Here is a 19898-nt window from a genome sequence, read left to right on the forward strand (position 1 = left end):
GACCGTACCCGCGCTCGCCCCGGGGGTGAACCCGGTTTCGGAGGGCCGGTAGGTTGCGCAGCGTGCCTCGTCCGACCGCACCGGCGACCGTGCCCGAGGCCGTGCTGCGCACCTCGATCGTGGAGCTGCTGTTCGCCCGTGCCGGTGACGACCGGCCGCTGTTCACCCACCAGGACCACGCCCACGGCGTGGAACACACGCTGACGTGGGCGGAGTTCGCCGCCCGGGTCCGCGTGGTGGCCGGCGAGCTGCGCCGGGTGGCCACGCCGGGGGAGCGCGTGGCGATCCTCGCCGGCCAGGAACTCGCCTACCCCCTCGCTTTCTTCGGCGCGCTGGCCGCCGGGCTGATCGCCGTCCCGCTGATGGTGCCCGCGAACCCCGCGCAGGCCGACCGGCTCGCCGGCGTCCTGGCCGATTCCGGCGCCCGGGTCTGGCTGACGTCGTCGGCCGAGGTGGCGCGCCTGCCCGCGCACGAGCACGTCGTGGTGGTCGACGCCCTCACCGGGCCGGGCGCCGACCCGGTGCCGGTGACCCCGGACAGCCCGGCCTACCTGCAGTACACGTCCGGCTCGACGCGTGAGCCCGCCGGTGCGGTGATCCCGCACCGGGCGATCGTCGCCGCCTGCTGGCAGGGCAGCCTCGCCTACCAGGTCGACGAGGGCACCACCTGCGCCGGCTGGATCCCGTTCTTCCACGACATGGGCTTGATCCAGCTGCTGTGCCTGCCGGTCTACTCCGGTGGCCGGGCGGTGTTCATGGCCCCGGCCGAGTTCGTGCACCGGCCGGCGCGGTGGCTGCGGCAGCTGGCGGACCACCCCGCGGTCTTCACCGCCGCGCCGAACTTCGCCTACGACCTCGCGGCCGACGCCGACACCGGCGAAGACCTCGACCTCTCGGACGTCCGGGTCGCGCTGAACGGCAGCGAACCCGTCCGGCCGGGCACGATCGAGCGGTTCCACGAGGTGTTCGGGCCGCGCGGCTTCCCGCGTGCGGCGCACCGGCCGTCCTACGGGCTCGCCGAAGCCACCGTGTACGTCGCCAGCGCGGGCGAGGAGGGGCCGCGCGGCGCGGTGTTCGACCGCGAAGCCCTCGCGCAGGGCCGGGCCGTCGAAACCGACGGCGGCCAGGAACTCGTCTCGGTCGGCCGTCCCGTCGGGCAGCTGGTCCGGATCGTCCAGGACGGCCGGGAACAGCCCGAAGGCCTGGTCGGCGAGATCTGGGTGCACGGCCCGAACGTCGCGGACGGCTACTGGGGCCGCGGCGACGCCGCCGCGTTCGGGGCCGAGCTCGACGGCCTCGGCGGCTGGCTGCGCACCGGCGACCTCGGCGTCGTCCACCGCGGCGACCTCTACATCACCGGGCGGCTCAAGGACCTGATCGTCATCGACGGCCGCAACTTCCACCCGCAGGACATCGAGGCGGCGGCGGGGGAGGCCCACCCGGCGGTCCGCCGCGACCGCGTCGCCGCGTTCGGCGTCTCGGACGCCGGCGGCGAGGGCGCGGTGGTGGTGGCCGAGCGGGTGCGCGGAGCCGACGCCGACGACCGGGAGGTGACCCGGGCGGTGCTGCGCGCGGTCTCCCGCGAACACGGTCTGACGCTGCGCGCGGTACGTCTGGTCCCTTCCGGTGGACTTCCGCGCACATCGAGCGGCAAAGTCGCCCGGTCCGCCGCGAAGGCACGTTATGGTGACGACTGTGGGTGATCACCGCGCCGAGGTCACGAAGGTCGTCTGCGACACCTTCCGGCTCGACCCGGCTCTCGTCGAGCCCGATGCACCCCTGGAGGAGCTGGGCATCGACTCGAAGGGCCGGATCAAGCTGCTGGCGGCGCTGGAGGTCTATTACGGGGTGACGATCGACCTGGACCGGCTCGACCGGTTCACCGACGTGGGGTCCGTGGCGGCCGTGCTGGCGGAAGCACTGGGAACTCGAGGATCTTCAGGAGAGGCGCGGAAATGAGCGGCGGGGGGTACACCGCGACGACCGAGGCGTTGTCGACGGCGTCCAAGACCATCGGGGACCTGGCGGAACACCTGCTGGACGACAACCCGGACCTGCAGACGGCACAGGTGACGGCGGAGAAGTTCGGCCGGGCGCACGGTGCCCACGCGACCAAGTACACCGCCGGCGCGCAGGCGCTGTGGGCCGCGGTCTCCGGCTACAGCAGCACCCTCGGCTCGTTCGGCACGAACCTCGGCACCGCCGGGTCGAGCTACGGCGCCAACGAGGAGAACCAGGCGGGCGCGATCACGAACGCCGGGGGCTCGCTCTGATGGCCGACAAGAAGAACTGGTCCGACGTCAAGGCGGTCCTGGACGACCCGAGCGTGCCGCCGGCGCAGAAGAGCGCGCTGATCAGCAGCTGGCTGCGGGAAAACCCGCCACCGCCGCCGTTCCTGGCCGACCAGGAGCCGGACGAGATCAAGCAGAAGCGGCAGGAAGCCGAGAAGTACGCGCACGCGTTCAACGCGAACCCGCTGTTCGCCGGCCAGTCGGTCGACGAGGCCTACGACAAGGCGAAGAAGAGCGGCGACCAGAACAGCTACAACGAGGACCAGGAGAAGAAGGCCGTCGACGACGGCAAGAAGAAGCTCGACGAGACGAAGCCGCCCGCGGCCGCCGAGGACGGGGGCGCCGGCTCCGGGACGAAGACGTCCGACGAGATCTTCGACGCGGCCGCGCCCGCGCTCAAGCTGTTCGAGACGTTCGGGTCGCTGCTGGCGAAGATCCCGGCCGACTGCCGCGGCAACACCCGCGCGCTCGACCTCGACAAGGACATCCGCACGCCGTTCGACGAGCAGCGCGGGATCAGCTTCGCGGACTTCGTCGCCGACGCCGGGCACTTCAAGCGCGGGTCGGAGACGGTCGACCGGACGCTCGAGGACACCGGCTCCCAGCTGGGCACCCTGTTCGGCAGCTGGAGCGGCGCGGGTGCCGACGCCGCGTCGGACACCTACAACGACAAGATCCAGCCCAAGGCGGCGAAGCTGTCCCAGACGCTCGGCAACGCGAGCGAGGCGACGCTGAACACGGCCACCACGGTGTTCCAGCTGTGCAAGGGCAAGGCCGACGCGGTGATCGGGATGTACACCGATCTGGTCGGCAAGGCCGACTACACGATGGCGCAGAAGGTCGTCGCCGTCGCCAACGGCGAGCACGGCAACGAGCAGGACCTCGCCCAGATCGCCGGCTGGATGGACCTCAACTTCGGGACCAACCTGGTCAAGACGCTCAACGACCAGGGCTGCTGCGACGGCGACGAGATCAAGAAGCACGGCCAGGACCTCGCCAAGCAGTGGGTGCAGAACCAGTTCAACCCGGACATGTGGGACCGGCTGTACCAGGGCTTCGCGAAGACCTGCAAGGACACGAAGGACCTGGTCGACCAGGCGTACGACGCGCTCGACAAGGTGATGGGCGGGATCCGGAACGAGTTCGAGGGCGTTTCGCTGCCCGGCGGGCCGGGCTCGACGGGTGGTCCCGGCGGTTCCGGCACGGCCGGTGGCGCCGGTGGCGGCCCTGGTGGTTCCGGTGCGGGCACGGGCGGCTCCGGGTTCGGGGGCGGCTCGGGTGGTGGCGCCGGCTCGGGCTCGGGTGGCGCCGGGAGCGGTAGCTCGGGCGCGGGTGTGCCCGGCGGTGGCTCCGGCTCGGGCGGATCGGGTTCCGGCGGCGCGGTGCCGCCGATCCCCGAGACGGGCTCGGGGTCCGGGGCGCCGGGCGGCGGTTCCGGGTCCGGTGGCGGCTCGGGGGTCGACCTGCCGAGCGGGGCGGGCGGCGGCAGTGGCTCGGGTTCGGGCGGTGGCTCCGGGTCCGGCGGCGGTTCGGTGCCGCCGATCCCCGACACGTCCACGCCGTCCGGCGGCCCGGGCGGCGGTGGTTCGGGCTCGGCGGGCGGCCAGGACGACGGCGCGGCCGCGGCGGCGGAGGCGGCCAAGCAGCAGGCGGCCCAGGAGGCCGAGGCGGCGAAGCAGAAGGCCGCGGACGCGTTGAAGCAGTTCAGCGGCCCGGGCATCGAGACCGAATCCGGAGCCGGTGCCGGACTCGGTTCGGGCGGCGGTTCGGGTTCGGGCGGCGGTTCGGGCTCGGGTGGCGGTCCGGGATCCGACGGCACGACACCGTCTTCGGTGCCGCCGCCGTCCGACAGCGGCCAGGACGCCGCGGCCGCGGCTGCCGAAGCGGCCAAGAAGAAGGCCGCGGACGCGCTGAAGGAGTTCAGCGGTCCGGGCATCGAAACGGAGTCCGGCGACGGTGCGGGCGGCGGCTCGGGTTCGGGATCGGGTTCGGGTGACGACGGCAAAGCAGCGGCCGAGCAGGCCGCGGAGGACGCGAAGAAGAAGGCCGCGGACGCGCTGAAGGAGTTCGGCGGCCCGGGCATCGAGACGGATCCGGACGGCAAGCCGGACGGCCTCCTCGGCGACGACAAGGGCGACGGCAAGGGCGACGACGAGCGGGACGTCCTGAAGGTCAAGCAGGGCGACAAGACCTTCGAGATGACCGAGCCGGACCACGACGGCAAGATGGACATCAAGGTCGGCGACGGACCGGGCGACCCGAAGGACTTCAAGCTCGACTGGTCCGACGGCAAGCCGGCCGACGGTCCACAAGGGACGGACGCCGACACGTACCGCCCCGGTCCGGACGGCAAGATCCACATCCGCGACGGCGAACTCGAGATCACGGCCGAGCGCCCCGACGGCCCGGACGGCCCCACGGTGGTCACGGTCGACGACGGCAAGGGCACCCCGACCACGTACACCCTGGGCGAGGACGACAAGCCGGCCGGCGCCCTCGGCGACACGCCGGAGAAGCGCCTCGACGACCTGCCCACCCACCGCGGAACCCTCGAGGACCTCGCACCCGACGACGGCGGTGACGGTGCGCACGGCAGCACCTTCGGCGATTCGAGCTCGCCCGGCGGCGACCACGGCGACCCGACCTCGCCCACCCGAGGCGAGCACCACGCCGCCGGCGACGGCTCGCACCACGCCGGCGGCGACTCGGGCACTCCGGGCGGCGACAGTTCCCCGGGCGGCGGCTCGCACGGGGGCGGCGGTGGCGGCGCCCACCCGGCCGGCATCGGCGGCGGCTCCCACGGCGGCGCCGGCTTGTCGGGCGCCGGCTTCGAACCCGCCGGCCTCGGCGACTCGCCCGTCTCCGGCGGCGCCCACACCGGTGCGGTCCCCGCCTCGCCGCAGCCCGCCTTCGCGTCGGCGGCCGGCGCCACCGGGCCGTCCGGCGCGTCCGGCTCCTCGATGGCCGGCATGCCCGGCATGGGGGCGATGGGCGGCGCCCAGGGCGGCGGGGGCGACACCGAACGCCGCGCCCCGGCCTACCGCATCGAAGGCGCTGTCTTCGACAACCTCGGCGAGCCCGGGCGGCGGATCATCGGCTCCCTCGACGACGAAGACCCGCCGTCCGCCCGGACCTGGTAGGAGGACGCATGACCGACATCGCCGGCATGAAAGCCGAGCTCGACGGCCTCGTGCGCGAACAGGCCGATCGCCGTGCCCTGCGCGAACAGCAGGGCGAGGAGATCAAGGCGCGTTCCCACGAGTACATGACCAAGCAGGTCCAGGCGGCCGAGCGGTACGTCCAGCACGTCCGGGAAATGGCCCAGCGCAAGACGAAGTCCGGTTGGAGCACCGACCGGTCGCACGCCGAACCGGCGTCCGCCTTCGACGCCGAGGCCTACTCCGCCGGCTTCGAACCGGCACCGCAATCGGCGCCGCCGCCGGTGCGCGGCGAACCGCGGGCCGCCCGCCGGCCCCGGGCCGCCGTCGAAGAGGACGAGGACTTCAACAACCCCTGGTGAACCACAGGTCGACGGCGATCTCGCGCAACCGCACGGTGAACGTCTCCGCCGGGGCCAGCCGCCGCCGCAGGTTCGCCTCGAACTCGGCCCGCCGGTCGCCGAACAGGTGCGGGGCCGAGCTCGACAGCGAAAACACCCCGGCGACGACCTCGTCGGCCGTCCGGGTCACGACCCGGCCCGGCACCTCGAACCGCCGCGGCCCGTGGAAGCCCGCCGCGCGGTAGACGTCCGCCTCGTTCCCGGGCGTCCCGGCCGGCAGCGTCCCACGTCCCGCGCGCCGCACCGGGCCGAGGTACTCGCGCACCAGTTCCTCGATCGCCGGGTGCACGGACTCGTGCGTCGACGCGTGCACGTGGGCGCAAACCCCGTCCGGCGCCAGCATTCCGCGCACCGCGGCGGCGACGCGGGGCCGGTCGAACCAGTGGAACGACTGCGCGAAGGTGACCAGCCGGAACCGCCCCAGCCCGGCGGGCAGCTCCTCCGCGCGCCGGCGCACCCACCGGCAGTTCCCGGCGCCCGCCGCGAGCCGGCTCGCCTCGGCGAGCATGTCTCCGTCGGCGTCGAGCCCGACGGCTTCCTCGAACAGCCCGGCCAGCAGCAGCGTCAGCGACCCCGGCCCGCAGCCGACGTCGAGCAGCCGTCCCGTTCCGTCCAAGCCGAGTTCTCCGGCGAAAGCGGTGGCGAGCTCCGCGGGATAAGCCGCTCGTCCTCGCGCGTAGTACGCCGCACTGCCCGAATAGAGGGACGGATCCCATTCCCACGCGTCGGTCACGTCCCCAGCGTAGATACCCGGAACCACGGACGACCGGTTCCGCGCCGGCGCGGGAGCGGCCCGGCCGCACCCGCGCCGACGCATGCTCGGCCGGTACCGCGCGGCGCTCGCGATGCGCCGGGAGCACCCGGCCCTGGGCGACGGGACGATGACGTGGTCGCCCGGGGTTCGGCTGCGCGGTGCCGCCGGCGAGAGAATGGCCGGTTGCCGCCGGGTGAGCGTGGGGAGTCAGCCCGGCCGCTCGCGTCGCCGCAAGAGGGGAGTTGAACGCCCATCACTCCACCGGGTTCGGTAGGGGTGTGAAACCCGGCGCGGCGGGGTATCCGGTCGCGTTCGTTGCGCCGCCGACCGAGCCGGAGGTCTTCCGATGCCCCTGCGCACCGCCACCCCGCCCGCCACCGACGTCGTCGGCCTGGCACTGGAAGTCCTTGCCGCGCAAGGGCTCAGCCGTCCGGCCGCGCACGCCGCCCTGGTCTCCATGGCGAAAGAAAGAGGCCTGACCGTGGCGCGGTGCGCCGCGCTCGTCGTGGCCGCCGTCGACGGGCGGGCGAGCTGATGGCCTTCACCGCCCGCGCCGGGCACGAAGACACCGCCTCGATCGGCGGGGGCGTGCTGCTCGCCGTCGGGCTCGTCGTCGCCTTCTTCGGCGGGTGGTCCTGGTGGACCCTCGCCGGCTTCGTCGCGACCGTCGCCGGCGCGCTGTGGCTCACAGTCGCCCGGCGCGACGAGTAACCCGGCCGGGACGGGGAACGCCGCTTCCGACCGAGCAACGAGCACGGAGGAGGCCGTTCATGGCGGAGCACGACGAGGACGTCATCGAGTTGCTGCAGCGGCAGCACCGGGAGATCCGCGAGCTGTTCGCCGCGCTGGAAACCGCGGAAGGCGAGCGCCGGCGGGACCTGTTCCACGACCTCGTGCGGCTGCTGGCCGTGCACGAGACGGCGGAGGAACTGGTCGTGCACCCCGAGATCCGCGACCTCGAGCCCGCGGCGGAACCCGTCGTCGACGCGCGGCTGGGCGAGGAGCACCGGGCCAAGGAACTGCTGACCACCCTGCAGAAGATGGGCCCGGAAGCCGACGGCTTCGACACCCTGCTCGTCCAGCTGCGCGAAGACGTCCTCGCGCACGCCGAGCACGAGGAGCGCGAGGAGTTCCCGCTGCTGCGGGCCCACCGCCCGCCGGAGCGGCTGCGCGCGATGGCCGCGACCGCCAAGGTGGCCGAAGCGGTCGGGCCGACCCGGCCGCACCCCGGCGTCGAGAGCGCGAAAGCGAACCTGCTGCTGGGCCCGCCCGCGGCGATCATGGACCGCGCCCGCGACCTCATCCGCGGCGCGCTGGGAGGCTGACGTGACCGAGCCCGACGACGACACCGACCCGGAGGAATTCGCCGAAGAAGCCGGCCTCGACCCGACGCCGCAGGAGGTCGCCGAGTACGAGGAACTGGCGAAGAAGAACCCGCCCTGGTCGGCACCGGACTGAGTGGGTACTCCCGGGGCATGGCAGCAGACCCGGCCCGCAAACTGCGGCGCTACCAGGAGATGCGCGACTTCGACCGGACCGCGGAACCGGCCGGCGGGGCCGCGGCCGGCCCGGACGGCCACCGGTTCGTGGTGCAGCGGCACCGGGCGCGCCGGCTGCACTACGACTTCCGCCTGGAGCTCGACGGTGTGCTGGTCAGCTGGGCGGTGCCGAAGGGTCCGACGCTGGACCCCAAGGCCCGCCGGCTGGCCGTGCACGTCGAAGATCACCCGATCGAATACGCCGGGTTCGAGGGCGTCATCCCGCGCGGCGAATACGGCGGCGGGGACGTCATCGTGTGGGACCGTGGCGTCTGGCGGCCGGTCGAAGCCGATCCGGCGGGCGCGATCGAGGCCGGGACGCTGCACTTCGACCTCGAAGGCGAGAAGCTGGCCGGGCGGTTCGTGCTGGTCCGCACCAGCCGCGGGGAGAAGGACCAGTGGTTCCTCCTGCACAAGCAGGACGAGCACGCGCAGCCCGGCTGGGACGCCGAAGACCACCCGCGCTCGGTGAAGAGCGGCCGCACCAACGACGAAGTCGCGGCCGCCCCCGACGCCCTGTGGCACGGCGACCGCCCGGCCGCGGAGGCCGAGGAGGCCGTCGGCGGCTGGCAGGCCCCGACCGAGGACGAGCTGGCCGCCCTGGACGCCCTGGGCGTCAAGGGCCGGTGGTCGGTGGCGGGCCGCGAGCTCGCCCTGACCAACCTGGACAAGGTGCTCTTCCCCGGGCCGCGGGGCGGGGTCACCAAGCGGGACCTGATCCGGTACTACGCCACGGTCGGGCCGGCGATGCTGCCGTACCTGGCCGGCCGCCCGCTCAACACCCACCGGTTCCCGCAGGGCGTCACCGAACCGGGGTTCTGGCAGAAGGAAGTCCCGCAGCACGCGCCCGACTGGCTGACGACCTGGCGCAACGAACGCGCGGATCCGGGGGAGAGCCAGCGGTACGTCGTCGCGGACAGCGTCGCCACCTTGGCGTGGCTGGCGAACTACGGCGCCCTGGAGCTGCACGCCTGGACGTCCCGCGCCGCCGACGTCGACCACCCGACGTGGGTGCTGTTCGACATCGACCCGGGCCCGGAGACGACCTTCGAGGAGGTCCTGGAGCTGGCGCGGCTGCACCGCACGGCGCTCGAGCACCTCGGCCTCACCGGCCGGCCCAAGGTGACCGGGCAGCGCGGCATCCAGGTCTGGGTGCCGATCGCCCCGCACTGCACGTTCGAGCAGACCCGCAGCTGGGCCGAGACGGTGTCCCGCACGATCGGCCGCGTGCTGCCGGACCTGGTCAGCTGGGCCTGGACGAAGGACAAGCGCCGCGGCCGCGCCCGGCTCGATTACACGCAGAACGTGCTGAACAAGACGCTGGTCGCGCCCTACAGCGTCCGCCCGCGGCCGGGTGCGCCGGTCTCGGTCCCGCTGGAGTGGGACGAGCTGGACGACCCGGACCTCGCGCCGGACCGCTGGACGATCCGGGACGTCCCGGCCCGCTTGGCCGAGCGTGGCGACCCGTTTTCGGTGCTCTTGGGGCTCCAGCAGAGGCTGCCGGGCCTTTAGGGCGTCAAGCCCGGACGGTCTCCAGTTCCCGCGGCTGCAGCCGGTCGAGCTCGGCCCGCGACAGGTGCGGCCGCCCGCCCGCGTGCCCGGTCGTCGCCGCGGCGGCGGCCACCGCCAGGGTCGCCGCCGTCTCCAGGGGGCGGCGGCGGGTGAGCGCCGCGGTCAGCGTGGCGACCAGCGCGTCCCCGGCGCCCGTCGGGTCGACGACGTCGGTCTCGACGTCCGGGACGAACCACGTGCCCTCCGGGCCGGCGAACAGGTTGCCCTGCCCGGACACCTCCAGCACGACCAGTGACGGCCCCCGCCGCCGGAGTTCCGCCGCCGCGCGGGCGGCCGCGGTGACGTCGTCCACCACCTGCCCGGTGAGGAGCTCGGCTTCGTGGCCGTCGGCGCGCACGACGTCGGCGAGGGCGAGCAGGTCCGCCGTCAGCGCGTCGGACTCCGGCGCCCCGTCGAGCACGACCCGGGTGCCCGCGGTGTGCGCCAGCCGCGCCGCCAGCAGGGCCACCGGCGCGGGCTGCTGCAGCTGCACGATGAGCGAGGCGGCGGCCGAGATCGGGGCGGACGCGGCGAAGACGTCGTTCTCGGTCAGCAGCGTCCCCTCCGGCACGTGCTCGAGGTAGCGGCGGCGGCCGTGGTCGTCGACGACGTCGATCAGCAACGCCGTCTCGGTGCCCGGACGGCGGATCACGTGCGAGGTGCCGATCCGGTCGGCCCGGGCCTGGGCCAGCAGCGCGTCCCCGGTGCGGTCGCGGCCGACGACGCCGACCAGCGACACCGACATCCCGAGCTGGCCCAGCGCCACGGCCTGGTTCGCGCCTTTGCCGCCGAGCAGCTCCTGCCGGTGCTTCACGGGCGCCGACGCGTCCGCATCGGGCGCGTCGGGCACCTCGATCACCAGGTCACGGGCGATCTGCCCGGCGACGACGACTTCGCTGAACATCATCGGGACCACCGGTGGGTCATGGCGCCTCCTCGGATCACCGTTCGGCTACCCCGGGCGCACCGCCGGGTAAACCGCTCGTTCGGGTCGGGGGTTGCCCGGCGCCGTCCGGGGTAGCCCTGCCGCCATGAGCAACGGGAAGGTGGGCGAGCTCGCGGGTGGAGATGCTGCGCGCGCACGCGGAAACGACCGGCTGCCGCCGCCGGTGCCTGCTCGGGTACTTCGGCGAGGAACCGGCGACGCCGTGCGGCAACTGTGACACCTGTGAAGCCGGTGCCACGGCCGAGGATCCGCCGCAGGCAGGCGAGTTCCGCGCGGAACACGTCGTCCGTGGTGCGGGAGGAGGAACTCTTCGATCGTTGCTGAGCGCAGCCGGGTGATCGGGTTACCCCGGACGGCCGTGCCGATTCCCCTTTCCGCGTGGCCGGTCCCACAAATCCCGGCCGCGTCGGAGGCGGACTTCCGCGGCTTGCGGTAAATCAAGGGGAGCACCACCGGTGGGAGGGATCGGGTGACCGAGACACTGATGAACGCGGCGGATCGCTGGAGACCGCTGGCCGAATTGCTGCAGGCGCTGCTCGAGCGCATCGCCGGCGAGCTGCCCGGCTGGCTCGGTGCCGGCCTGACCGTGACCCGCGGCGACCGGCCGCTGCGGGTGCTGGCCACCGCGGGCGTCGCCGAGCAGTTGATCCCCGCCCAGCTGGCGCACGGCGGGCCGGTCCCGCTCGCGCACGCCACCGGCGAGCCGGTCACCACCGACCGCCTCTTCGGCGACGAGCGCTGGCCCGAGCTGACCCGCGAGACCGTGTTCGACGGCGGCCGGGCGACCGGTGCGATCCGCGGTGCCGCCGCGCTGCCGGGGTTCTGGGACGAGGACGGGGCGTTCGTGCTGTCGGTGACGCTCGACCGGGCGCCGGGCGACGAGACTCTGGCCGTCCTGCGGCGGTACGCGAAGCTCACCGAGATGACGCTGGTGGTCGCCGAGACCGCCACCGCGGGCGACCCCGACCAGATGCTGGACCTCCTGGCCTCCCGCGCCGCCATCGAGCAGGCGAAGGGCGCGATCATGGCGGTCCGGCGGTGCCCGCCGGAGGAGGCCTGGCAGACGCTGCGGCGGGCCAGCCAGGAGTTCAACGTCAAGGTCCGCGAACTGGCCGTCGCCCTCGTCGAGCACCTCGGCGGCCAGGTGACGGCCCCCGCGGAAGGCCTCCGCGAGATCCGGCCGGGCGCCCCGGCCCACCACGCCGCGGAACGGCTCTGGTCGGCCTTCACGAGCGTCTCGCCGTGAAAGAGAGCGTTTCCGGAACGGGCGTTTGGGTATCAAGATCCCGTCCTTGATCACGTCACTGCGTCGCCGGCCCCGGCCGGCGCGGAAGGCCAACCGAACCCGTGTCCCCCGCCATTCCGGTCCCCACCCGGTCCGCGCCCCTGGTCGCGCGCCGGACGGAGTACCGCCCCGGTTTCCTGGTGCTCACCCTCACCGGCGAAATCGACGCGCTGACCCTGCCGATCCTCGAGCGCGAGCTGCGAGCGGCCCCACCGGGGACAACCGTGGTGGACCTCACGCAGGTGGCCTTCGTCGGCTTGGCCGGAGCACGAGCCTTGGCGGCCGCGGCCGAGCGGGCCGGCGCAGCGGGACGACGGTTCGGCGTGGTGGCGAACAGCCGGACACTGGCCCGGTTGTTCCGGATCACCGGTCTGGCCGCGGTGGTGCCGATGTTCGCATCCTTGTCGGACGCCCTGCGCGAGCTGCTGGCGGCCGAGGTCCACGACACCGCCTGCTGAGCCCGCGGGCCGAGGTCGCTGTGCGCTGCGCTGGCGGTGGCCTCTGTGAGGCCTGGTGGCGCCGGCTGCTGTGCGCTGGGCCGGGTGTCTGCTGCGCGCTGCGCCGACGGCGGTCTCCCGGGAGGCCTGCTGGCTGTGGCTTCCGGGCGGCTGGCGGCTGTGCGGGGGACTGGCCGCGGCCGCGGGTGGTCCACCGGCGGCGGCCGTCGGGCGGTCGGCCGCGGTGCGCTGCGCTGGCGGCGGCTCCGAAGCCTGCTCGCGGCGGCTTCCGGGCGGCCCGCGGCCGTGCGCTGCGTTGGCCGCGGCCCACCGGCGGCCTCCGGCCTACTGGCGGCCTCCGGCCTACTGGCGGCCTCCGGCCTACTAGCGGCGGCCGTGCGCGGGTCGGGTGCGGCTTCCGGGCCGCCCACCGGCAGCCGCAGACGGCCGGCTGCCGTGCGTTCCGCGGCGACGGCCTCCGGCCCACCCGGTCTCAGCGCGAAATCCACCGAGCGACCAGCACCCCGGCGTCCTGCCGGAACTCGCCACCCCCATGAGCGAAGACCGCGCGGGTCAGCCGGCGGGCGATCTCCGGCGGTAGCTCCCCGGCGTCCCGGCCGAGCCGTCCCGCGATCCGGTCGCGGCCGAACGGCTCCCCGGTGCCGTCCGCCGTCTCGGCGACGCCGCGGGAGCACAGCGCGAGCAGGTCGCCCGGTTCGAGCCGCAGTTCCGTGACCTCCCCGCACTCGGCGAACCGCGGCGCGACAGGCCCGGTGACCGGGCGTACCGAACCGTCGCGGACGATCACGGTTGCCGGCGGCCCGGCGTGCAGCAGGCGCAGAACGCCCGTCTTCAGCTCCAGTTCGGCGAGCACCCCGCCGACAGGCGGCAGGCCGTCGAGCTCCGCGCCGACCGCGGCGAACTGCTCGGCGAGGGAAGCTCCGCCGTGGCGGGCGGCGTGGTAGGCGGCGAGGGCGGTCACGACGGCCGTGTTCGCGTCGCGGGTGCGCGCGCCCGCGTCGAACATCGCCAGCTGCGCCCGCTCCTCCGAAAGCGCGTAGTCGAACACCGTTCCGCAGAGGTCGTACGCCGGCTGGACGCTCACCCCGACGACCACGTTGCCGGTCGCTGCGGTCAGCGGTGGCAGGCTCTGCCACAGCAGTTCGGCGGGGGAGGTGCGGCGCGCGCGCCGGCGACGGCGGTCCAGGCCGTCGCCGTACTGGGTCGTGATGGTGACGAGGTGCCCGAGCAGCGCGGCCAGCCAGCGGCACTGCTCCCGCAGCGCCGGGTCGTCCGGGTCGCCGGCCGGGACGATCTCGAGGACCCCGAGCCGCTCGACGCCGTCGAGCAGCACCGTCCACAGTGTCCCGTCGCGGGTCACCGTGGTCCCGGCGCGGCGGAACACGTCGCCGGCGAGCGTGCTCTCGATGTCGAGCTCCGCGGCGCCCGGCTGCAGCGGCACGAGCGTGCGTTGGTCGTAGTCGGCCAGGTAGACCCCGATCGTCAGGTCGAGCGAGCGACCCGCCTCGGCGACGATCGCCGGGAGCCGCTCCGGCGGTGCGCGGTGTGCGCCCTCGAGGAGGTCGACGAGGGCCTTCAGCGGACCGTGCAACGGTTTCGCGTCCTGGACCGAGTGGCTGTAGGGCGCGCGGGCCGGGCCGGTCACCTCGTCGAGCCGCTCGTTGACGGCGTGGGCGACCATGTCGCGGTCGACGCGGGGGAGCGTGACCAGCCCGTTGAGGTAGGCGTCCAGCTCCAGCAGGCTCAGGCTGCCGCCGAGCGCGAAGTACCGCATCCACAGCTGTTCCAGCGTCAGGTCGCTCCGGGCGAAGCAGGAGGCGATCAGCCGCTGCTGTTCCTCCTCGGGCAGGAAACGCATGCGCTCAGCCTTCCCGCGGCACCGGGCCGACGAGGCGGGCAGCAGCCTCGGCGGGGCTGCCGCCGTGGGTGCGGGCCAACGAGAGCAGCCGGTCGAAGGCGGCTTCCTCGCCGAGGCCGTCGCGGCCCATCAGGAAGCCCTTCGCCATGGCGATCCGGTCGCGGTCGCGCAGCGTGTCCTTGAACCGCTCGCTCAACCGGCCGGCCCGCTCGTAGGCCCGGGCGTTGGCGACGAGCACGGCGGCCCGGTCGGCGAAGGACACCAGCGCCCGCTCGTCGACGGGCCCGAAGGCGGCCGGCGCCGTCGCGTAGATCTTGATGGCGCCGTGACAGCCGTCGTCGGTGACCATCGGGGCGGTGACGACCGACCGCAGCCCCGAGCCGGCGACCGCGGCGCACCACCGGCGCCACCGCCGTTCGGTGGCGACGTCGTCGATCCGCTGCGGCGAACACCCGGCCAGCGCGGCCATGCAGGGGCCTTCGCCGAGTTCGTACTGCAGGGCGTCGGCCTCCCGCACCAGCGGACCCGACGCGCTCGTCGTGACGAAGCCACCCTCGGCGTCGACGAGGGTGACCCCCACGCCGGCGGCCGCGGTGATCGTCGTGTCTGCCAGTGAAACGATCAGCTCCAGCACCGAATCCACGGTTTCGCGCGACAGCAGCAGCCCGGACACCCGGGCGGCGACCGCGGCCAGCTCACCGTCCAGCGGCAGCCCGCCCGGCGAGGCCTGTTCCGACGACATGGCCGGTGATTACCAATCCGGGGTCACCGGTAAACCCTCCGGAAAGTCCGTGGTGCCGGTAGGTTGGCACGGTCCGGAGCTGCCGCTCGCCGAGCGGTACTTCGACGAGGTCGCCGAGGCCGGCTTCGACACGATCCGCCTGCCGGTGCGGTGGTCGGCATACGCCGGGGCCGAGCCGCCGTACGCGATTCGATCCGGCGTTCTCGGCCCGGGTGGACGCGCGTGTCGGCGCGGCGCTCGACCGCGGCCTGGAGGTGGTGGTGAACGTCCACCACTACCACGAGCTCTGTGAAGCACCGGACGAGCACGTGCCGCGCTTCCTCGCGCTCTGGCGGCAGATCGCCACCGTGCTGGCGGAGGCGCTCGCCGTGCCCGACGACGGCAGCCTGATCGCCACGATCCACTAAGCTCGGGATGAGCTGGTCCTCCTGGGAGTTCGGCACGGACTCCGGTGCCTTCGACCTCGAGCGGGACGCCTGGCGCGAGCCGCCGCGGCGGGCGCTGCTCGGCGGGGAAGAGGACGACGGCCACGCGCGCTGACCCGGCGGACATGGATCGGCGGCGAAGTGGGTACCCCGGGGCACTTCGCGTGCCGAGCGGGAGGAGCACCCATGGAACGGCCGGAGACCGCACCGGCGGCGCCGTTGTTCGACGAGGTCACCGGGGCGCTGGAAGCCCTCAGCGCGGTGCTGCGGGAGGAAGACGACTTCCGGATCCTGCTGCAGCACGTGTGCCTGCAGGTGCGCCACGCCCTCCCCGGCGTCGACGAGGCGTCGGTCACCCTGGTCACCGGAGAGGTACCGCACACCGCGACCGCCACCAGCGCCGTGCTCGACGAGCTCGACGGCGAGCAGTACCGGTTCGGCGACGGCCCCTGCCTGGAGGCGATGCGGAGCGGCAAGATCGTCCGCACCACGGTGTCCGACGCGCTCGAAACCTGGCCGGACTTCGCCCGCGGTGCCCGGGAGGCGGGCTTCGGGAGCTTCCTCGCCGCGCCGCTGGTGGCCGACGAGCAGTTCTCCGGTGCGGTCAACTGCTACGGACGGCAGGACGACGGCTTCGAGGAGGTCGAAGCGCAGCTGCTCGAGCTCTACACGGCCGCGGTGGAGGCGATCCTCCGCGTCTACCACCGGTACCTGCACGCCCGGGAAACGGCCGAGCACCTGCGGACCGCGCTGACCTCCCGCGCGGTCATCGACCAGGCCAAGGGCATGCTGATGGCGATCCGCCAGGTCGGCGCCGAGGACGCCTTCGGGATGCTGGTGGAGCAATCGCAGCGGGAGAACATCAAACTGCGCGAGGTCGCCGAGCGGTTCGTCGAGCGGGTCGTCTCCGGGCACGTTCCGCCGCGGTAGGGTGGGCCCGTGGCGGGGAGCCGGATCACGGTGCGGGTCGGCGAGCGGCAGCTGACGCTTTCGAACCTCGAGAAGGTGCTCTACCCGCGCACCGGCTTCACCAAGGGCGAGGTGCTCGACTACTACACGCGGATCGCGCCGGTGCTGCTGCCGCACATCCGCGACCGGGCGATGACGTTCGTGCGGTTCCCCGACGGTGTCACCGGTGACTCCTTCTTCGAGAAGAACGTCCCCCGGCACGCCCCGGACTGGGTCCGCACCGCGCGCCTGACCGTCGGCGGCCGGAGCAAGGACCCCGAGATCGTCACCTACCCGCTGATCGACGACCTGCCCGAGCTCGTGTGGGCGGCCAACCTCGCCGCGCTGGAACTGCACGTCCACCAGTGGACCGTCGGGCCCCGCCACGACGAGCGCGGCACCCCGGACCGGCTGGTGTTCGACCTCGACCCGGGTCCCGGCGCGACGGTCGTCGACTGCTGCCGGGTCGCCGAGCGCCTCTACGACGTCCTCGTCGGCGACGGCCTGACCCCGGTGGCGAAGACGAGCGGCTCCAAGGGCATGCAGCTGTACGCGGGCATCGTGACGGCCGACGCCGGTGAGCCGTCGCGGTACGCGAAAGCGCTGGCCGAGCGGCTCGCGGCCGAGACGCCGGACCTCGTCGTGGCGCGGATGGCGAAGAACCTGCGCCCGGGCAAGGTCTTCATCGACTGGAGCCAGAACAACCCGTTCAAGACCACGGTGGCGCCGTACTCGCTGCGCGGGCGCGACGAGCCGACCGCGTCGACGCCGGTCACCTGGGACGAGGTGCGCTCCTGCCGGCACGTCACGCACCTGAGGTTCACCGCGGGCGAAGTCCTGGCGCGCGTCGAGGACCTCGGAGATCTGTTCGCGGATCTGGAGCGCACCCGGGTCCCGATTCCTGCGTTCGGCTGAACTTTCGGCGGCCACCATTCCTCCTGGGGTACCCGGGAGGTTTTCCGAGAATTGCGGAAAACGTCTTCACCTGCGGATTTGATCGTCCACAGTGGAGTCTTGCACGTGCAGACGGGCGTGTCGCTGCACGAACCGCCAGGACGGATGTCCGGTGGTGGGCCGAACTCCGCGAAGTCGGTACGGTCTACGCACGAAGCGCGGCAGCCGTCGCGGTGGCGAAAGACAATGACGTGGCGGCCGTTGCCGGTCTTGTCGAACGTGGCGAAAGGAAACGGGTGTCCGGCCTGATCGACACCGATCTCGAATTCTGGTTCCAGCGCGGGCTGCGCGCGTATCTGGGGGAGGTGGCCCGCGCGCTCGGCTTCGGCCTGGAATCCTGCACCGTGGACGTCGACGTCCCGGTGTCGGCGTACCTGGCGGTGGACTGGCGGCTGCGCCGGTTCCCCGAGCGCGACGTGGCGCTGCTGTGGGACGAGGTGCACGGCTGGGCGGTCGCGGTCGAGGCGGCGTGCGGCGAGGAGATGATCGTCCTGTCCTACCTCGGCGGCGAAGACATCCTGCCGCAGCCGCACGAAGTCGTGCGCTTCCTGATCTCCATGCGGGCCGGCGCCCGGGACCCGGCCGGCCCCGGCTCGCCCGTGCTGCGCCGGGCGGGCCGCCACCAGGAGCTCCTGCCGCTGCTGCCGGCCCGCTGACACTCCACAATGGACGTTGTCGGTCGTGAGCGGTGACGCCGGTCCCGGGTCACCGCTCACGACCGGCCGCGTCCTCACCCGGGCTCGGCGAAGCTCACCAGGCTGATCGACGGGCGCAGATCGCGCAAGCCGGGCAGGTTCGCGAGCTTCCGCAGGGTGCCCGGCCGCCAAGCCCGGCGCCCGGGCGGCGGCTGCAAGTCTTCGACGGAGGCCACGCCGGGGATCCGGCCGGGCAGCCGGGCCGCTTCGGACACGGTCAGCCCGAACGGCATCGGCGGGACGGTGTAGCGGTCCGACAGCCGCAGACCGGAATTGTCGGTGCCGGCCGGTAGAGTGGAAAACGGGGGGCGCCCCCGCGGGCCCCGCCGCGAAATCCGCCCGCCCCGCCGCGAATCCCGCCCGCCGCGCACCGTCCGCCGGCTGAGCCACGGCGGGATCGAGTCGAAGAACAGCTGCCCGCCGGGGAACCGCGCGGCGCATTCGGTGATGAGCGCGAACACCTCCGCGCGCTCGAGGTACATGAACAGACCCTCGGCCGAGATGAACACGCCGCGCGCCGGGTCGGGGACGTCCAGCCAGGAGCGGTCCAGGGCCGAGGTGCCGAGCACGGTCATCCGCGGTTCGGGCGGGAGCAGGCGCCGGCGCAGGTCGGCCACCGGCGGCAGGTCCACCGAAAGCCAGTCGACCTCGGGCCGCCCCAGGCGCCAGTAGGTGGTCTGCAGGCCCTCGCCGAGCGCGACCACCGTGGCGCCGGGATGCCGGTCCAGGTAGGAGCGGATCGCGAAGTCCAGGGCGACCGCGCGCAGCGGGTGGATCTGGTCCGGCTTGCCGAACCGCGCGTAGTCGTAGGAGATCCGGCGCTGGAGGCGTTCGGCCAGCGGGTCGGCGAACGCCGAGCCCGGGTGCCGCGACTCCTCGGCGCGGTTGCGCAGCGTCCACAGGCAGGTGGCCGCCACCCCGTCCAGGGTCGCGCCGTCGATCGGTGCCGCGGTCATGCCGGGTCCGCGAAGGACGTCCGGAGGAAGCCGAGGATCTCCTCCGCCGCGGCCTCCGCCTGCGGCACCAGGCCCGGCATGCTGAGGAAGGCGTGCCCGGCGCCGGCGTACTCGGACAGCCGGACCGTCGTGCCCGCCTTCTCGAGACGCTCGGCGTACCGGCGGCCGTGATCGGCCAGCGGGTCGTGCGTCGGGACCACCACGAGCGCCGGAGCCAGGTCACCCAGCTCGGCCTGCATCGGGGACACCGCGTCGGTACCCGGCGGGACGGCGAGCCGCTGGAACAGCCGCAGCACCGGCACCGAGAGGGTGGGCGTCTCGGCGTACTCGGCGACCGACGGATACTCGAACATCGCCTCGGTCGCGTCGAGCGCCGGGTTGACGAGCACCTGGGCTCGCAGGGGCAGCCCGGCCTCCCGGGCCCGGATCGCGGCCACCGCGCTGATCAGCCCGCCGCAGCTTTCACCGAAGACGGCGACCCGTGCCGGGTCGATGCCCCAGGCCCCGGCCTCCCGCATGAGGTGCCGGAGCGCGTCCCAGCCGTCGTCGACGGCGTCCGGGAGCGGGTGGTCCGGGGCGACGAGCCGGTGTTCGACCGAGACGACGACCGCGGGCAGCCGGGCAGCCAGCACGCTGTTGACCCAGTCGCTCTGCACCGCCGTGCCGACGAACCCGCCGCCGTGGACGTGGACGACCAGGGGTAGCGCGACACCGTCGTCCGCGGCCGGCCGGTACACCCGGACCGGCAGGTCACGGCCGGGCAGCGGCAGGTCGCGCCACTCGATCACGGTGTCCGGGTGCGGTTCCCCGGTGATCGCCCGCGCGGCGGCGGACGCCCGGAAGCGGTTCTCCGCCTCGCGGTAGGCGAGCAGTTCCTCGGTGGTCATCGCGAGCCAGTCCGGCTCGGGTGGACGCTGCACGGTCATGATCGCTCCTTG

24 protein-coding genes are annotated in these 19898 nt (G+C 73.7%); 18 read left to right on the forward strand and 6 right to left on the reverse strand.

All coding sequences use genetic code 11. The features are described 5' to 3' along the window. Window positions 1-62 precede the first annotated feature (62 nt). From H5965_RS36510 to H5965_RS36530, 5 genes are read left to right on the forward strand one after another with little or no spacing between them, the layout of a single operon-like run. Complete coding sequence (locus H5965_RS36510) at window positions 63-1703, forward strand: fatty acyl-AMP ligase (RefSeq protein WP_310975586.1); 1641 nt, start codon at window positions 63-65, stop codon at window positions 1701-1703. Further along, window positions 1684-1959, forward strand: coding sequence for an acyl carrier protein (locus H5965_RS36515; RefSeq protein WP_396136975.1), 276 nt, complete (start codon window positions 1684-1686; stop codon window positions 1957-1959). Before H5965_RS36510 ends, H5965_RS36515 begins: the two co-directional genes overlap by 20 nt. Continuing rightward, on the forward strand, window positions 1956-2273 hold the full coding sequence (locus H5965_RS36520) for a hypothetical protein (RefSeq protein ID WP_310975589.1): 318 nt from the start codon (window positions 1956-1958) through the stop codon (window positions 2271-2273). Before H5965_RS36515 ends, H5965_RS36520 begins: the two co-directional genes overlap by 4 nt. Then, on the forward strand, window positions 2273-5431 hold the full coding sequence (locus H5965_RS36525; RefSeq protein WP_310975591.1) for a WXG100 family type VII secretion target: 3159 nt from the start codon (window positions 2273-2275) through the stop codon (window positions 5429-5431). Before H5965_RS36520 ends, H5965_RS36525 begins: the two co-directional genes overlap by 1 nt. A gap of 8 nt (window positions 5432-5439) precedes the next feature. Beyond that, window positions 5440-5811, forward strand: a complete 372-nt coding sequence (locus H5965_RS36530) for a hypothetical protein (protein WP_310975592.1) — start codon at window positions 5440-5442, stop codon at window positions 5809-5811. Here the strand turns inward: H5965_RS36530 and H5965_RS36535 are convergent. Next, on the reverse strand, window positions 5795-6583 hold the full coding sequence (locus H5965_RS36535; protein WP_310975593.1) for a class I SAM-dependent methyltransferase: 789 nt from the start codon (window positions 6581-6583) through the stop codon (window positions 5795-5797). The two genes, H5965_RS36530 and H5965_RS36535, sit on opposite strands and share 17 nt — an antisense overlap. Window positions 6584-6950: 367 nt before the next feature. Between H5965_RS36535 and H5965_RS36540 the strand changes: the two genes are divergently transcribed. Genes H5965_RS36540 through ligD (H5965_RS36560) form a run of 5 tightly spaced genes read left to right on the forward strand, consistent with a single transcriptional unit; the run spans window position 6951 to window position 9654 of the window. Further along, a complete protein-coding gene (locus tag H5965_RS36540; protein WP_310975595.1) occupies window positions 6951-7139 on the forward strand; it encodes a hypothetical protein in 189 nt (62 codons plus the stop codon). After that, window positions 7139-7315 (forward strand): hypothetical protein, encoded by a 177-nt coding sequence (locus tag H5965_RS36545; protein WP_310975597.1) that lies wholly within the window; start codon window positions 7139-7141, stop codon window positions 7313-7315. Before H5965_RS36540 ends, H5965_RS36545 begins: the two co-directional genes overlap by 1 nt. A gap of 59 nt (window positions 7316-7374) precedes the next feature. After that, window positions 7375-7929, forward strand: coding sequence for a hemerythrin domain-containing protein (locus H5965_RS36550; RefSeq protein ID WP_310975599.1), 555 nt, complete (start codon window positions 7375-7377; stop codon window positions 7927-7929). A gap of 1 nt (window position 7930) precedes the next feature. After that, the gene (locus H5965_RS36555; protein WP_310975600.1) at window positions 7931-8062 is read left to right on the forward strand and encodes a hypothetical protein; all 132 of its coding nucleotides are present in this window, start codon (window positions 7931-7933) and stop codon (window positions 8060-8062) included. A gap of 17 nt (window positions 8063-8079) precedes the next feature. Next, entirely contained in the window at window positions 8080-9654 is a 1575-nt protein-coding gene (gene ligD / locus H5965_RS36560) for a non-homologous end-joining DNA ligase (protein ID WP_310975601.1), read from the forward strand. Window positions 9655-9658: 4 nt separating this feature from the next. Here ligD (H5965_RS36560) and H5965_RS36565 read toward each other — a convergent pair whose 3' ends face one another. Then, the gene (locus tag H5965_RS36565; RefSeq protein WP_310975602.1) at window positions 9659-10600 is read right to left on the reverse strand and encodes a PfkB family carbohydrate kinase; all 942 of its coding nucleotides are present in this window, start codon (window positions 10598-10600) and stop codon (window positions 9659-9661) included. A 161-nt stretch (window positions 10601-10761) separates the two neighbouring features. On the opposite strand from H5965_RS36565, the gene H5965_RS36570 reads away from it, so the two are divergent. The 3 genes from H5965_RS36570 to H5965_RS36580 all read left to right on the forward strand — a co-directional run bounded on the left by H5965_RS36570 (window position 10762) and on the right by H5965_RS36580 (window position 12382). Beyond that, a complete protein-coding gene (locus H5965_RS36570; RefSeq protein WP_396136978.1) occupies window positions 10762-10977 on the forward strand; it encodes a RecQ family zinc-binding domain-containing protein in 216 nt (71 codons plus the stop codon). 131 nt (window positions 10978-11108) lie between these two features. Continuing rightward, window positions 11109-11885 carry an ANTAR domain-containing protein gene (locus H5965_RS36575; protein WP_310975603.1) on the forward strand — a complete coding sequence of 259 codons (777 nt, stop codon included), beginning with the start codon at window positions 11109-11111 and terminating at the stop codon, window positions 11883-11885. A 101-nt stretch (window positions 11886-11986) separates the two neighbouring features. Next, complete coding sequence (locus tag H5965_RS36580; RefSeq protein ID WP_310975604.1) at window positions 11987-12382, forward strand: STAS domain-containing protein; 396 nt, start codon at window positions 11987-11989, stop codon at window positions 12380-12382. 472 nt (window positions 12383-12854) lie between these two features. On the opposite strand, the gene H5965_RS36585 is transcribed toward H5965_RS36580, so the two are convergent. Then, window positions 12855-14240, reverse strand: a complete 1386-nt coding sequence (locus tag H5965_RS36585) for a SpoIIE family protein phosphatase (protein ID WP_310975606.1) — start codon at window positions 14238-14240, stop codon at window positions 12855-12857. 4 nt (window positions 14241-14244) lie between these two features. Next, window positions 14245-14982, reverse strand: coding sequence for a GAF and ANTAR domain-containing protein (locus H5965_RS36590; protein ID WP_310975607.1), 738 nt, complete (start codon window positions 14980-14982; stop codon window positions 14245-14247). Window positions 14983-15194: 212 nt separating this feature from the next. Here H5965_RS36590 and H5965_RS36595 point away from each other — a divergent pair, with 212 nt between their 5' ends. From H5965_RS36595 to H5965_RS36615, 5 genes are all read left to right on the forward strand, one after another. Beyond that, a complete protein-coding gene (locus tag H5965_RS36595) occupies window positions 15195-15389 on the forward strand; it encodes a hypothetical protein (RefSeq protein ID WP_396136976.1) in 195 nt (64 codons plus the stop codon). 7 nt (window positions 15390-15396) lie between these two features. Then, window positions 15397-15522 carry a hypothetical protein gene (locus tag H5965_RS36600; protein ID WP_310975608.1) on the forward strand — a complete coding sequence of 42 codons (126 nt, stop codon included), beginning with the start codon at window positions 15397-15399 and terminating at the stop codon, window positions 15520-15522. 71 nt (window positions 15523-15593) lie between these two features. Continuing rightward, the gene (locus H5965_RS36605) at window positions 15594-16337 is read left to right on the forward strand and encodes a GAF and ANTAR domain-containing protein (protein WP_310975609.1); all 744 of its coding nucleotides are present in this window, start codon (window positions 15594-15596) and stop codon (window positions 16335-16337) included. A gap of 9 nt (window positions 16338-16346) precedes the next feature. After that, window positions 16347-17270, forward strand: coding sequence for a non-homologous end-joining DNA ligase (gene ligD / locus H5965_RS36610; protein ID WP_310975610.1), 924 nt, complete (start codon window positions 16347-16349; stop codon window positions 17268-17270). Between the two features lie 275 nt (window positions 17271-17545). After that, window positions 17546-17965 (forward strand): DUF6292 family protein, encoded by a 420-nt coding sequence (locus tag H5965_RS36615; protein ID WP_310975611.1) that lies wholly within the window; start codon window positions 17546-17548, stop codon window positions 17963-17965. Window positions 17966-18039: 74 nt separating this feature from the next. On the opposite strand, the gene H5965_RS36620 is transcribed toward H5965_RS36615, so the two are convergent. Then, on the reverse strand, window positions 18040-18960 hold the full coding sequence (locus tag H5965_RS36620; protein WP_310975612.1) for a class I SAM-dependent methyltransferase: 921 nt from the start codon (window positions 18958-18960) through the stop codon (window positions 18040-18042). Further along, complete coding sequence (locus tag H5965_RS36625; RefSeq protein ID WP_310975613.1) at window positions 18957-19886, reverse strand: alpha/beta hydrolase; 930 nt, start codon at window positions 19884-19886, stop codon at window positions 18957-18959. The genes H5965_RS36620 and H5965_RS36625 overlap by 4 nt, the downstream gene beginning before the upstream one ends. Between the last annotated feature and the right edge of the window lie 12 nt (window positions 19887-19898).

The sequence above is a fragment of the Amycolatopsis sp. 505 genome (assembly GCF_031625235.1).
GTDB lineage: Bacteria > Actinomycetota > Actinomycetes > Mycobacteriales > Pseudonocardiaceae > Amycolatopsis.

Coding starts and splice junctions, on each gene's coding strand:
- H5965_RS36515 (WP_396136975.1), top strand. CDS start 1,684: ATGGTGACGACTGTGGGTGATCACCGCGCCGAGGTCACGAAGGTCGTC.
- H5965_RS36520 (WP_310975589.1), top strand. CDS start 1,956: ATGAGCGGCGGGGGGTACACCGCGACGACCGAGGCGTTGTCGACGGCG.
- H5965_RS36525 (WP_310975591.1), top strand. CDS start 2,273: ATGGCCGACAAGAAGAACTGGTCCGACGTCAAGGCGGTCCTGGACGAC.
- H5965_RS36530 (WP_310975592.1), top strand. CDS start 5,440: ATGACCGACATCGCCGGCATGAAAGCCGAGCTCGACGGCCTCGTGCGC.
- H5965_RS36540 (WP_310975595.1), top strand. CDS start 6,951: ATGCCCCTGCGCACCGCCACCCCGCCCGCCACCGACGTCGTCGGCCTG.
- H5965_RS36545 (WP_310975597.1), top strand. CDS start 7,139: ATGGCCTTCACCGCCCGCGCCGGGCACGAAGACACCGCCTCGATCGGC.
- H5965_RS36550 (WP_310975599.1), top strand. CDS start 7,375: ATGGCGGAGCACGACGAGGACGTCATCGAGTTGCTGCAGCGGCAGCAC.
- ligD (WP_310975601.1), top strand. CDS start 8,080: ATGGCAGCAGACCCGGCCCGCAAACTGCGGCGCTACCAGGAGATGCGC.
- H5965_RS36565 (WP_310975602.1), bottom strand. CDS start 10,600: ATGATGTTCAGCGAAGTCGTCGTCGCCGGGCAGATCGCCCGTGACCTG.
- H5965_RS36570 (WP_396136978.1), top strand. CDS start 10,762: ATGCTGCGCGCGCACGCGGAAACGACCGGCTGCCGCCGCCGGTGCCTG.
- H5965_RS36585 (WP_310975606.1), bottom strand. CDS start 14,240: ATGCGTTTCCTGCCCGAGGAGGAACAGCAGCGGCTGATCGCCTCCTGC.
- H5965_RS36590 (WP_310975607.1), bottom strand. CDS start 14,982: ATGTCGTCGGAACAGGCCTCGCCGGGCGGGCTGCCGCTGGACGGTGAG.
- H5965_RS36600 (WP_310975608.1), top strand. CDS start 15,397: ATGAGCTGGTCCTCCTGGGAGTTCGGCACGGACTCCGGTGCCTTCGAC.
- H5965_RS36605 (WP_310975609.1), top strand. CDS start 15,594: ATGGAACGGCCGGAGACCGCACCGGCGGCGCCGTTGTTCGACGAGGTC.
- H5965_RS36620 (WP_310975612.1), bottom strand. CDS start 18,960: ATGACCGCGGCACCGATCGACGGCGCGACCCTGGACGGGGTGGCGGCC.
- H5965_RS36625 (WP_310975613.1), bottom strand. CDS start 19,886: ATGACCGTGCAGCGTCCACCCGAGCCGGACTGGCTCGCGATGACCACC.